The 12,670-nt window shown below is 67.4% G+C and carries 11 protein-coding genes; 3 read left to right on the top strand and 8 right to left on the bottom strand.

Going from position 1 to position 12,670, the window contains the following annotated elements; all coding sequences use genetic code 11:
• From IED13_RS18130 to IED13_RS18120, 3 genes are read right to left on the bottom strand one after another with little or no spacing between them, the layout of a single operon-like run.
• A complete protein-coding gene (locus IED13_RS18130; RefSeq protein ID WP_191124997.1) occupies positions 1–867 on the bottom strand; it encodes an SDR family oxidoreductase in 867 nt (288 codons plus the stop codon).
• Positions 864–2,102 (bottom strand): tRNA epoxyqueuosine(34) reductase QueG, encoded by a 1,239-nt coding sequence (queG, locus tag IED13_RS18125; RefSeq protein WP_191124996.1) that lies wholly within the window; start codon positions 2,100–2,102, stop codon positions 864–866. Before queG ends, IED13_RS18130 begins: the two co-directional genes overlap by 4 nt.
• Positions 2,000–2,692 carry a glutathione S-transferase family protein gene (locus IED13_RS18120; RefSeq protein ID WP_038366875.1) on the bottom strand — a complete coding sequence of 231 codons (693 nt, stop codon included), beginning with the start codon at positions 2,690–2,692 and terminating at the stop codon, positions 2,000–2,002. Before IED13_RS18120 ends, queG begins: the two co-directional genes overlap by 103 nt.
• Positions 2,693–2,947: 255 nt before the next feature.
• Here IED13_RS18120 and IED13_RS18115 point away from each other — a divergent pair, with 255 nt between their 5' ends.
• Positions 2,948–3,745, top strand: coding sequence for an undecaprenyl-diphosphate phosphatase (locus IED13_RS18115; protein ID WP_038366876.1), 798 nt, complete (start codon positions 2,948–2,950; stop codon positions 3,743–3,745).
• Positions 3,746–3,823: 78 nt separating this feature from the next.
• Here IED13_RS18115 and IED13_RS18110 read toward each other — a convergent pair whose 3' ends face one another.
• The 4 genes from IED13_RS18110 to IED13_RS18095 form a co-directional block, all read right to left on the bottom strand.
• A complete protein-coding gene (locus IED13_RS18110) occupies positions 3,824–5,521 on the bottom strand; it encodes an MFS transporter (protein WP_404801898.1) in 1,698 nt (565 codons plus the stop codon).
• A 133-nt stretch (positions 5,522–5,654) separates the two neighbouring features.
• A complete protein-coding gene (locus IED13_RS18105) occupies positions 5,655–6,671 on the bottom strand; it encodes a protein-methionine-sulfoxide reductase heme-binding subunit MsrQ (protein WP_191124994.1) in 1,017 nt (338 codons plus the stop codon).
• 127 nt (positions 6,672–6,798) lie between these two features.
• On the bottom strand, positions 6,799–7,929 hold the full coding sequence (locus tag IED13_RS18100) for a saccharopine dehydrogenase family protein (RefSeq protein ID WP_191124993.1): 1,131 nt from the start codon (positions 7,927–7,929) through the stop codon (positions 6,799–6,801).
• Positions 7,930–8,099: 170 nt separating this feature from the next.
• On the bottom strand, positions 8,100–8,543 hold the full coding sequence (locus IED13_RS18095) for an Lrp/AsnC family transcriptional regulator (RefSeq protein WP_038366877.1): 444 nt from the start codon (positions 8,541–8,543) through the stop codon (positions 8,100–8,102).
• Between the two features lie 229 nt (positions 8,544–8,772).
• Here IED13_RS18095 and IED13_RS18090 point away from each other — a divergent pair, with 229 nt between their 5' ends.
• Positions 8,773–9,237 carry a hypothetical protein gene (locus tag IED13_RS18090; RefSeq protein WP_038366992.1) on the top strand — a complete coding sequence of 155 codons (465 nt, stop codon included), beginning with the start codon at positions 8,773–8,775 and terminating at the stop codon, positions 9,235–9,237.
• 217 nt (positions 9,238–9,454) lie between these two features.
• Here the strand turns inward: IED13_RS18090 and ilvD are convergent, their stop codons facing one another.
• Complete coding sequence (ilvD, locus tag IED13_RS18085) at positions 9,455–11,296, bottom strand: dihydroxy-acid dehydratase (RefSeq protein ID WP_191124992.1); 1,842 nt, start codon at positions 11,294–11,296, stop codon at positions 9,455–9,457.
• Positions 11,297–11,499: 203 nt separating this feature from the next.
• Between ilvD and IED13_RS18080 the strand changes: the two genes are divergently transcribed.
• Entirely contained in the window at positions 11,500–12,390 is an 891-nt protein-coding gene (locus IED13_RS18080; protein WP_191124991.1) for a LysR substrate-binding domain-containing protein, read from the top strand.
• Positions 12,391–12,670: the final 280 nt, after the last annotated feature.

The following is a 12,670-nucleotide window of genomic DNA, read 5'->3' as shown; positions in this document are numbered from 1 at the left end:
TCATTCGCCGGCTGCGGCCAGCGCCTTCAACGCTTCGCGATAGGTCGGATAGCGGAAGGCGTAGCCGAGTTCCCGCTTCACCAGCGCATTCGAGACCCGCTTGTTCTCGCCGTAGAAGCTCGCGGCCATCGGTGAGAGCTTCGCTTCGGCGAAAGGGATTTCGGGCGGCGGCTCCAGCCCGGTCAGCCCCGCGGCGAAGCTGACGACATCCTGCGGCGGAGCCGGCTCATCATCGGTCGCGTTGTAGATCGCGCCGCTGCGCGGCTGCGCGAGCGACGCCATCAGGATGCCGGTTATGTCGTCGACATGGATGCGGTTGAAGACCTGGTCCGGCTTGACGAGCCGCATCGCCTTGCCCTCGCGCAATTTGGCGATGGGGTTGCGGCCGGGGCCGTAGATGCCGGAAAGGCGGAAGATCTGCACGGCCTTGCCGCTGTCGCGCCCCAGCGCCAGCCAGTCCTCCTCGATCGCGACGCGCAGCCTGTTGCGAGCATTGCCCGGACTCACCGGCTGGCTTTCGTCGATCCAGGCGCCGCCCTGGTCGCCATAGACGCCGATGGTCGAGAGATAGCCGATCCAGCGCAGCGCCGGCGCGGTGGCGAGTTCGGTGCGCAGCCGTTGCAGCACGGGGTCGCCGTCCTCGCCCGGCTGGACCGAGACGAGCACGGCTTCGGCCTCCGCCACGGCCTTGGCGAGCGGGGATGAGACTGCGAAGCCGCCGAAGACCAGCGTGCGGACGCCTTCGCGGCTGAGCTCCGCGGCCCGCTCAGCCGAGCGGGAGGTGCCGGTCACGTCCCAGCCGCGAGCGAGCGCGGCGCGCGCGAAGAAGCCGGCCGAATAGCCGAGGCCGAGGATCAGCAGTTTCATGCGGCATCTTCCGTCTGAGGGAGCAGGGCGGCCCATTCGGCCTGCACCTGATGGTCGGTTTCCGTGCGCAGGCTCGCCGGCGCCAAGAGGGCAGCCTGCGCCGGATCGAGGCGGCCGAGCGCCCAGACCGCCATCGCACGCACCAGCGGGGAGGGCGCGTCGAGATGCGCAAGGGCGCTGGCGGCCAGCTCCGGCCGGCCGCTATTGCCGATCGCGATCAGCACGTTGCGCAGGAAGCGGTCGCGCCCGGTCCGCTTCACCGGCGTGCCGGCGAAGAGCGTGCGGAAGGCCGCATCGTCGAGGCCGGCGAGCTCGGCCAGGGACAGCCCGTCGAGCTCGTCCTTCAGGGCGAGGCGGGTTTCCTGCGCGCTTTCGGCGAACTTGTTCCAGGGGCAGACAGCGAGACAGTCGTCGCAGCCGAAGATGCGGTTGCCGATGCCGCTGCGCAGCTCCGCATCGATATGGCCGGGATGCTCGATGGTGAGATAGGCGATGCAGCGGCGCGCATCGAGCTGGTAAGGCGCCGGGAAGGCCGCAGTCGGACAGATGTCGAGGCAGCGCCGGCAGGAGCCGCAATGGTCGCGCTCGGGCTCGTCGGTCGGCAATTCGGCTGTGGTGTAGATCGCGCCGAGCAGCAGCCAGGAGCCGTGCTCGCGCGAGACGAGCACGGTGTGCTTGCCCTGCCAGCCGAGCCCGGCCGCCTGCGCCAGCGGCTTCTCCATGACCGGGGCGGTATCGACGAAGACCTTGACGTCGCCGCCGCCGCGCGCCGCGAGCAGCCCGGCCACGCTCTTGAGCTTGCCCTTGATGACGTCGTGATAGTCGCGCCGGCGGGCATAGAGCGAGATCGCGCCCTTGTCGGGGTGGGCGAGCATGGCGAGCGGGTCGCCCTCGCCGGCATAGTTCATCCCGAGCATGATGACGGAACGGACCTCGCTCCACAGCGCCCGCGGATCGGCGCGCTGGGCGGTGCGCTCGTCCATCCAGGCCATGTCGCCGTGATAGCCGGCCTCGAGCCAGGCCTTGAGCCGGCCCGGTGCGAGCGGAATCGCATCGGCCGCCGCGACGCGCATCGCGGCGAAGCCCTCGGTGCGGGCGCGCGCGGCGATGGCGCGCTTCAGCGCCTCGCCGCTCAGAAGTCCAGATTGTCGTAATGGGCGCTCGGAGCCATGCCCGGCACTCGGTCGCTCAGCAGCGGCCGGAAGCTCGGCCGCGATTTGATTCGGGCGTACCATGCGCGCGCCGTCTCGTCCTCTTCCCAGGGCACGTCACCGAGATAGTCGACGCAGGAAAGATGCGCCGCCGCGGCGAGGTCCGCATAGCTCAGCCCGGCGCCCGCCAGCCAGTTCCGCTTGGCGAGCAGCCAGGAGATGTAGCGCAGATGATAGCGCACATTGGAGCGCGCCGCGCGGATCGCGCCCATTTCCGGCGGCCCGCCGCCTTCGTCGCGGCTCATGAAGCGCTTCATCACCTTTTCGAGCACCAGCGGCCCGGTGATCTCGTCATGGAACTTCAGGTTGAACCAGTCGAGCAGCCGGCGCACCTCGACGCGCTCGCCCGGCCCCTCCGGCAGGAGCCGACGGTCGCCGAGCGCGAGCCCGCGCGTCTCGTCGAGATATTCGGCGATCGGCCCGGCGCCGGGCACGGCCAGGCCGTTCTGCTCCTGGAAGACGGGCGTGGTCCCCGCCGTGTTGAGCTCGAGGAATTCCCGCCGCCTCTCCCAGACACGCTCCTCGACCAGCTCGGCCTCCATGCCGAATTCACCGAGCACGAGACGGATGAAGCGCGAATGCGGGCATAGCGGATAATGGTATAGCGTCGCCATGGCACTCATGAAGCCTTGAAGCGGGTCAAATGCGGCCGGAGCGGGGCGAGAGGCCAGAAAAATCCCCGCTATGCGTCCAGCGCCCGCTCTTATCACGCCCGAAAAGCGCCACAAGCGCGGGGGAAGCGGACGCGGACGATTTGCCTGGGTTCATTGGCGAAGTGGTAACCAATTTGCAAAGAGCCGGGCGTAAGCCGGTAACGCATCGACCGAAGCCAGCCGGCGCGGATCCAAGTCGCACGAGGACGTTCTCCCATGCAGAATCTCATCGAAGCCTTCGTCCTCGGCATCGTCGAGGGCCTCACTGAGTTCCTGCCGGTCTCCTCGACGGGCCATCTCCTGCTGCTGGGCCACTTCCTCGGCTTCGAATCGAACGGCAAGACCTTCGAGGTCCTGATCCAGCTCGGCGCGATCCTGGCGATCCTGCTGGTCTATTTCCGCCGCCTGCTCGACATCGCGCTGCGCCTCCCGAGCGATCCTGCCGCCCGGCGCTTCGTCATCGGCGTGCTGGTCGCCTTCCTGCCCGCGGCCATCATCGGCGCGCTCCTGCACGGCTTCATCAAGGGCGTGCTGTTCAATCCCCTGATCGTCTGCTGCGCGCTGATCGCCGGCGGGCTCGTCCTGCTCGTGGTCGACGAGCTGGAGCTCCAGGAGAAATACACCGACGCGACCGCCTTCACGCTGCCGATGTATCTCAAGATCGGCTTCTTCCAGTGCCTCGCCATGATCCCCGGCGTCTCCCGCTCCGGCGCCACGATCGTCGGAGCGATGCTGCTCGGCGCCAGCAAGCGGGCGGCGGCCGAGTTCTCCTTCTTCCTCGCCATGCCGACCATGGCGGGCGCCTTCGCCTACGATCTCCTGAAAAGCTACAAGGACCTGACCTTCAACGACAGCATGCTGATCGTCATCGGCTTCGTCGCCGCTTTCTTTTCGGCGCTGATCGTGGTGCGCTCCTTCCTCGACTTCGTCTCGAAGCGCGGCTTCGCGGTCTTCGCCTGGTGGCGGATCATCGTCGGCTTGGTCGGGCTTGCCGGGCTCTGGATCGTCGGCTGATCGCACCCGCTTTTTGATCCGGCGCGGGTTCGGATTTTGGATGGGTCGTGAGGTGATCCCATCTGAAATCATCCGGCCCTAGCCGGCCCGCGACGGATCACCCAGCGGGGTGGCGACGGGCACGGAGGTCGACGGGGCGGCGGCCGGGGCCGAGGTGAGCGAGGCGGTCTGCCGCTCGATCATGCGGTGGACGACAGGCGGGTTCGGCCCGCTGTGCAAGGCGCGAACGCGCTCCCCGATTTCGGCGTCGGCCTGCGTCACCCGCTGGTTCTGCCGGACATATTCGACCCAGGTCGGACTGTCGTAGCGCTCGAACCAGAGCGTCGGATCGGTCAGGTCGCGCAGCAGCGTCCAGTGGCGCGCGCCGTCGCGCCGGCGGATGCGGCGGCGCTCCGCCATCACGTTCAGGAAGGCGACGACGTCCTCCGGCTTGATGATGTACTCAACGGTGACGATCACCGGCCCGCTGCGTGGCTCGATATCGACCGCGACCTTGGGCTCGCGCCAGCGGCTGAGCGGATCGAGATTGAGCTCCTCCAGCGGCGGCAGCCTGTAGAGCAGGCCCAGGCTGGCGCCGATCAGCAGGGCGATGGCCGAAAGCTGCAGGCCCCGGTCCGTTCCGAACAGCAGCGCCGTGCGCCCCCAGGCCCAGCTGCCCATCGCCATGCCGCCGAAGGTGGCCATCTGGTAGATCGCTAGCGCCCGGCCCACGACCCAGCGCGGCGCCGAGAGCTGGACCGTGGCGTTGAAGGTCGAGAGCGCCAGCACCCAGCAGGCGCCGCAGACGAAGAGGCCGGGGATCGTCATCCAGATCGTCCGGCTGAAGGCCACCAGCAGGATGCCGACCGCATAGGCGATGAAGGTCGAGCGGACCAAGGCTTCCGTGCTCATCACCCGGCGCAGGCGGGCGCTCATGAAGGCGCCGGCGACGGCGCCGGCCCCGAAGCCGCCGAGCAGGATGCCATAGGTTAGCGGCCCGCCGCGGATCAGGTCGCGCGCCACCAGCGGCAGCAGGGCGAGGCCGACGATCGCGCCGAAGCCGAAGGCGAAGGCGCGCAGGATCACCGCGCGGATGTTCGGCGACATCGCGACATAGCGCACGCCCGCGCCCATCGCGATGAACAGCGTCTCGCGCGGCAACAGCCGCTCGACCTTGGGCGGTTGCCAGCGGGCGAGCACGGTGATCAGGCCGATATAGGAGAAGGCGTTGATCACGAAGGCGGCGACCGCGCCGGCCGCGGCGACGATGGCGCCACCGATGGCGGGGCCGACGCTGCGCGCGATGTTGAAGGCGACGCTGTTCAGCGTCACCGCCGCCGGCACGTCGCGGCGCGGCACCATGTCCCCGACCGAGGATTGCCAGGCCGGGTTGTTGAGGGCCGTACCGCAGCCGATCAGGAAGGTGAAGCTCAGGAGCAGCCAGGGCGTGATCAGCCCGAGCCAGGCGCAGGCCGCGAGCCCGACGGAGACGGCCAGCATGAAGAACTGCGCGGTCAGCATGATCCGGCGCCGGTCGTAATTGTCGGAGATCGCTCCGGCCGCGAGCGAGAACAGCATCACCGGCAGCGTCGTCGAAGCCTGGACCAGCGCCACCATTTCCGCCGAAGGCGAGATCGAGGCCATCATCCAGGAGGCACCGACCGCCTGGACGAGGCCGCCGAAATTGGAGGCGAGGCTGGCGAACCAGACGGCCCGGAAGATCGGTTGCCGCAGCGGGACGAAAGGCGAGGTGTCCGAACGCGCTATGCCCTCCGAAGCGAGTTCGGCTTCCGCCACATCGGCTGTCGGTTGGGCATGCAAATCATCAGGCATGGAATAGGGTTAGCATGAGGGCGCGCGGAGGAAACCGTTTTCGATTTCGAAAACGGCGAAACTGGGAAAGTTTTTGCGCAGGCCCGCGGGCGCCCTCTCAGGCCGTTGCCGGCTGCCGTGCCTGGCGCGGCGGACGGGGCTTGCGGGCACGCCACGCCCGCGCCGCCACGACGGCGAGCCCGGCCAGCGTCACCCAATGCGCCGGCCTGATCGAGGCATAGTCCCAATAGGTCAGGAGGTCGGCATTGGCCTGGAAGACGAGCCAGGGCGAGACGCCGCTGGTCAGCGCATACCAGCCGGTTTCAAGCAGCGCCGTGGCGAGCCCTGCCAGCAAGGCGAGGCCGGCGAGGGCGGGCAACGAAACCGGCAGCTTCCAGCGATAGAGGCCGCGATAGAACAAGAGCAGGATGAACAGCCCGCTCATCAGCGCGGGCTCGGTCACGTCGATCTTGGACTGCAGCGCGAAATGCAGCAGCGCCAGCCCTGCGATCGGGTAGACGAGGTTGTGCAGCCTCTGCCAGTTCTTGCCGAGCCGGCGGATCATCCCGTCCGTCGAGGTCGCGCCGAGCGCGCAGAGGCCCAGCAGCGCGACGAAGCCGATCGTCAGATAGAAGCGCTTGACGATCTCGGAGACGATCAGCCCCCAGTCGAAGGCCATGTCGATGCAATGGAGGCCGAGATGGCCCAGCGCATAGGCCATGACCGAGAGCCCGAGCATGCGCCGGACCCCGATCAGCTTGCCCCAGTCCAGGAGCCGCCGGAGCGGCGAGATCGCGAGCGATAGCACAAGCAGCCTGACCGCCCAGATGCCCGTGCGGTGGATCGCCTCGGTCCAGGGCTTCGAGCCGAGCTGGCCCATCCAGGCGGCGTAGATGATCAGCACGGCCGGCAGCAGGGTCAGCGCGAAAGCGGCGGCCCGCAGGCCCGAAAACCGGCCCTGCCGGTCGAGCCAGGGCAGCCAGTCCCTCAGCCCGGCCTTCTTGCCGTTCGCAGCGTTCTTGCCGCTTGCAGGCTTTCTGTCGGCCGGACCTGTCCGCGCGGTCGTCCGCCCGGCGTCGCCATGGATGGCGACGCCCTGGACGGCTTCGGCCTCTGCGCGCAGCGGAGCTGTCACGACCGCTCTCCATCATGCGGGTTCACGCCCCCGACATAGCTGAAGCGTGGGGACATTGTCCCACACCTCTGCACACAAGGGCGTGAAGGCGCGCTGTCGAGCTCGGCCGGGCTGCTGCGCCTCTGCGTCAGGCCGCGTTCTTGATCGCCGGCGCGAGCTTGAGCCCCGACGCATCCGCTCCGCGTGCCTCGCGGACCAGCCGCGTTCCGGCCTTCGTCGCCAGGAAATCGGCGAGCGCGGCATCCTCCTGCCGCACGAAGCCCTTGGCGGGCAGCTTGCCGGCGAGGAAGAGCTCGATCATGGCGACGCAGCCGGCGGCGGTGGTGAGCTGGATGGCGCCGAGCTCGTCATTGCCGTCATAGCGCAGCACCACGCTCTCCTCTTCCAGCCGGCCGGCGCGCTCGCCGACGCCGGTGACGAAGATCACCACCACATCCTTGCGGGTGAAAGGGGCGGAGTGGCTGAGGATGCGCCGCATCGTCTCGCGGTCATCGGCGAGATCGAGATCGCGCAGCAGGAGCTTCATGATCTCGGCATGGCCGGGATAGCGCAGCGTCTTGTAGCTCATGTTGCGGACCTTGCCGGCCAGCGTCTCGGTCAGCGTTCCCAGCCCGCCGGAGGTGTTGAAGGCCTCATAGGCGACGCCGTCGATCATCACGCCTTCGATACCCTCGAGCGCCGGCACCAGCGTCGACTGGCCGTCGAAGACGATCTCGCAAGGGTTGCAGTATTCGTTAATCAGCCCGTCGACCGACCAGGTGACGTTGTAGCGCAGTGCGTTGGTCGGGTAGAGCGGTAGCGCGCCGACACGCATCTTGATGGTGCGCACGCTGTCGAAGCGCGCCGCCATGTCGGCGCCGAGGATGCAGATGAAGCCGGGCGCCAGACCGCATTGCGGCACGAGCGCGACATCGGCGCTCCGGCCGAGTTCCTTGACATAGGCGGTGGTGGCGACGTCCTCGGTCAGGTCGAAATAATGCGTCTTCGTCTCGGCCGCGACCTTGGCGATGCCCTTGTTCAGGAAATAGGGGCAGGCGCTGACGACGATGTCGCGGTCGCGCAGGAAGGCACTGAGCGCCCCGAGATCGGCCGCATCGACCACTGCCGTGCCGAAGCGCTTGCCGGCGGCATGGGCGAGCTGGGCTTTCGAGGCATCGGCCAGCGTGACCTCATGGCCCTGCTCGGCCAGCATGCCGGCGATGATGGCGCCGATCTGGCCCGCGCCGAGTACGGCGATGCGCTGCTTCTGGAAGGTCATGACGATCCCCTGACATGGCCGGCCCCCAGCGGACCGTTCCCTGACGCCATGCTGGAGCGAAGGGCTGCGTCGTTTAACGGGCGGATCGTCGATATGACGGCTTATGATGGGTCATGTCGAAGGATTATGATTGAAATCGAAGGGAAATGATCGCGCCTGTGGAAGCCGCCTCAGCGCTCGAACTTCCGCGCGAGAATCACCGAGGATGTCGTGCGGCGCACGCCCTCCATCTCGGCGATCCAGTCGATCACCGCGTCGAGATCGCTCGCGGTCTCGCATTCGACCTTCACGGAGAGGTCGAAATGGCCGCTCAGCGTGTGGCACTGCACGATCTCCGGCCGCTTCTTCAGCGCTGCGACGACGCCGCCCTGCCGCTTGACCTCGAGTTCGATCATGACGAGCGCCGCGATCGTCGTGGCAGGCCGGGCGGCCTTGCCGAGGATGGTCGTGTAGCCGGCGATGACTCCGTCGCGCTCCAGCCGGGCGAGCCGCCCCTGGGCGGTTGCACGTGAGACGCCGAGCATCCTGGCGATGTCCGAGAGGGGCAGGCGCGCATTCTCCGAGAGGATGCGGATCAGGTCTCGGTCTTTCGCCGCGTCGGATGGTCTTGCCATGCTGTCTCCGGTGCTTCGCAGGGCCGGCACCATGGCGGCAAAGGCCCGGCCCCGGCAAGCCGGGGAGGGCGGTTGTCATCATGCCGTCGAAAGACGTGCTGTAAGCGAGCAGAATGGAACCGCGCAGTCCGTGAAACGTTGTTGGGGGCGCCGGAAAAGGGCTTGCATCGCCGCAAGAATAGGAGTGCGATGCCGCTCGCGGCAGAGAAGCCTCGCTATGGAGACCGTCATGTTCAGGACTTTCGTTCTCGCATCCGCGTCAGCCCTTGCTTTGATGTCCTTCGCTGCGTCGCCGGCCTCGGCCCTGACGATGAAGGAATGCAGCGTCAAATATCAGGACGCCAAGAAGGCCAATACCCTGAAGGGCCAGAAGTGGAACGACTTCCGCAAGGCCCAGTGCGGCGATGACGACGCCGCCGATGACGAGGCCGCTGCGGCCATGCCGGCGGAGCCGGCAGCGCCCGCGACGGCCGCTGCCGCGACGACGGCCAAGCCGGCCGGCAAGGCCAAGCCCGCCGTGTTCCCGAAGGCGGTGTCGCAGAAATATTCGAGCGAGACGGCCGGAAAGGCCCGCCTCAAGACCTGCGTCGATCAGTACAACGCCAACAAGGCGGCGAACGCCAATGGCGATCTGAAATGGATCGAGAAGGGCGGCGGCTACTGGAGCCAGTGCAACACCAAGCTCAAGAGCTGATCCGGCCTCTGCCGGAATTCGAACGCCGCGCCGGCAGGCGCGGCGTTCGTCGTTTCAAAGCATCTGCGACGGCCGCGAGGCGGGATCCGACGGCTGCCGTCGGTGCCGGGTTGCCGCGAGGCGCCCAACGCTAAAGCAGCACGGCGAGAGGACCCCGGATTCGGCATGGGAATGGCGAGCTCGGCCGGATGGAGCCGGCCGGGCGGAGGCTCCCGCCTCAGTCGACGACCCGGACGGCGCCCTTCGCCGCACTGGTCGTCGTTGCGGCATAGGCCTTGAGCGCGGTCGAGACCTTGCGCTTGCGCGGCGCTGCCGGCTTCCAGGCATCCTTGCCCCTGGCTTCCATCGCGGCACGGCGGCGTGCGAGCTCCTCATCGGAAACCTGCAGCGTGATGCTGCGGTTGGGGATGTCGATCGCGATGATGTCGCCGCTCTCGACCAGGCCGATCGCGCCGCCCTCGGCCGCTTCCGGCGAGACATGGCCGATCGAGAGGCCGGACGAGCCGCCCGAGAAGCGTCCGTCGGTGACCAGCGCGCAGGCTTTGCCCAGCCCCTTCGACTTCAGATAGCTCGTCGGATAGAGCATTTCCTGCATGCCGGGGCCGCCGCGCGGCCCCTCATAGCGGATCAGCACGATATCGCCCGGATTGACCTTGCGGTTGAGGATGCCCTCGACCGCAGCATCCTGGCTCTCGAAGATCACGGCCGGACCGGAGAACTTCAGGATCGAGGCATCGACGCCCGCCGTCTTCACGATGCAGCCGTCGAGCGCGATATTGCCGAACAGCACGGCAAGTCCGCCATCCTTGGAATAGGCATGCTCCGCGCTGCGGATGACGCCGGCCTTGCGGTCGGTGTCGAGCTCCTCGAAGCGGCGCTCCTGGCTGAAGGCGGTCTGCGTGGGCACGCCGCCGGGCGCTGCGCTATAGAACGAGCGCACCGCCTCGCTCGTCGTCTGCGTGATGTCCCAGCGCGCCAGCGCCTCGGCCATGGTGGTGGCGTGGACGGTCGGTAGCGAGGTGTCGATCAGCCCGGCGCGGTCGAGCTCGCCGAGGATCGCCATGATGCCGCCGGCGCGGTGGACATCTTCCATATGGACGTCGGCGACGGCGGGCGCGACCTTGCACAGCACCGGCACGCGCCGCGACAGCCGGTCGATATCGGCCATGGTGAAGTCGATCTCGGCCTCATGCGCTGCCGCCAGCAGGTGCAGCACCGTGTTGGTCGAGCCGCCCATGGCGATGTCGAGCGTCATCGCGTTCTCGAAGGCCTTGAACGAGCCGACATTGCGCGGCAGCACGCTCTCGTCGTCCTGGTCGTAATAGCGCCGGGCGAGGTCGACGATCAGATGCCCCGCCTCGACGAAGAGGCGCTTGCGGTCGGCATGGGTGGCGAGCGTCGAGCCGTTGCCCGGCAGGGCGAGGCCGAGCGCCTCGGTCAGGCAGTTCATCGAATTCGCCGTGAACATGCCCGAGCAGGAGCCGCAGGTCGGGCAGGCCGAGCGCTCGATCACGTCGACCTGCTCGTCCGTATATTTGTCGTCGGCGGCCGCGATCATCGCGTCGACGAGATCGACCTTCTTCAGCACGCCCTCGGCGATGAATTTGCCGGCTTCCATCGGACCGCCCGAGACGAATACGGTCGGGATGTTCAGCCGCATCGCCGCCATCAGCATGCCCGGCGTGATTTTGTCGCAATTGGAGATGCAGACCATCGCGTCGGCGCAATGGGCGTTGACCATGTACTCGACGCTGTCGGCGATCAGCTCGCGCGAGGGCAGGCTGTAGAGCATACCGTCATGGCCCATGGCGATGCCGTCATCGACCGCGATGGTGTTGAACTCCTTGGCGACGCCGCCGGCCTTCTCGATCTCGCGCGCGACGAGCTGGCCGAGATCCTGGAGATGGACATGGCCAGGCACGAACTGGGTAAAGGAGTTCACCACCGCGACGATCGGCTTGCCGAAATCGCCGTCCTTCATGCCTGTGGCGCGCCACAGGCCGCGGGCGCCGGCCATGTTGCGGCCATGGGTGGAGGTTGCGGATCTCAGCCTGGGCATCTCATGCGTCTCCGGTCTCGGGCTCCTGATGTCCCGTTGCGCGGCAAACTATCGTCGCCGCACCCTGTGACAAAATTGAATTCTTCGATTTCCATGATCGGCGCCACGCATGGCAGCCAGCCGCGTCTGCCCATGGGACAGACGCTTGCCGAATTGGCATAACGGCTCTCGCTGGATCGTTAAGAGGTGAGGGGCATTCGACCATGCTGCGCAATATCGACGTCGATCTGCTGCGCAGTTTCGTCACCATCGCGGAGCTGCGCAGCTTCACCCGCGCCGCGGCGGCGCTCTTCCGCAGCCAGTCGACCGTCAGCACCCAGATCCGCCGTCTCGAGGAACTGGCCGGGCAGACCTTGCTGCAGCGCTCGCCGCATGAGGTTCTCCTCACGCGCGCGGGCGAACAATTCCTCGGCTATGCCCGCCGCATCGTCGCGCTGCATGACGAGGCGCTCGACGTCATCAATGCGCAGAGCGTGAGCGGCCGGGTCAGGCTCGCGGTGATGGATGATTACGCGACGATCGTGCTGCCCGAGACATTGGCGCGCTTTGCCCGCTCCCATCCCGATGTCGAGCTCGAGGTGACGACGGGCTTCACCCGCGATCTTCTCAACAGTCTCGGCGAGGAGTTCGATCTCGTGCTCGCCACGCAGAAGGCGGGCGATGGCCGCGGCGAGGTGCTGCGGCGCGAGCCGACGCACTGGGCTTGCTCGGATAGAATGGCCTTTGTTCCGGAAGAGCCCTTGCAGCTCGCCTTGCTGAAGGCGCCGAACATGTTCCGTGAATGGGCGCTGGACGCCTTGAACGAGGCGGGGCTGCGCTGGCGCATCCTGTTTTCCAGCTCCAGTATCGGCGCTGTCGAGGCGGTCGCGGCCTCCGGCGCGGCGCTGACCGTGGTCAAGGCCGGCACCGCGCGCGCGGATCTGCAGCTGCTCGGGATCGAGCATGGCTTGCCGCCGCTGCCGGCTTCGGAGATCGCGCTGCATCTGGCGCCGGGCCGACCGGGAGCTGCCGTCGCGGCGATGAGCGCCTTCCTGGCCGACGCCTTGAACGACGAAATGGCCGTTCAGGGGCAGGAGGCGCATGGCGCGGACTGAAGGCCCGCGGGGGCTTCGCCCGGCCCCGGGGAAGGACAGCGGGAAAAATTCCGGCGGAACGGCATCGGCCAGGGGCTGTGAACAGCGGATTCCTAGCTAAGTAATTGATTTCAAATCAAAAGCACTTTCCCTCGAAAAACTTTCAAAATGGCCGTTGACATGTCTCGGGGGTCCCGCCTATAAACCGCCCATCGAGACGGCGCCGCCGCTGAGCGGCGCCTCTTCTGCGCTTCCTAAGGACGCTGGGGCTGAGGCCGGTTCGCCGGGTGAAGTTCTGTCG

This window comes from Allobosea spartocytisi, from assembly GCF_014764685.1.
Classification (GTDB): Bacteria; Pseudomonadota; Alphaproteobacteria; order Rhizobiales; family Beijerinckiaceae; genus Allobosea; species Allobosea spartocytisi.
This window is presented reverse-complemented; position numbering and strand designations above follow the sequence as displayed.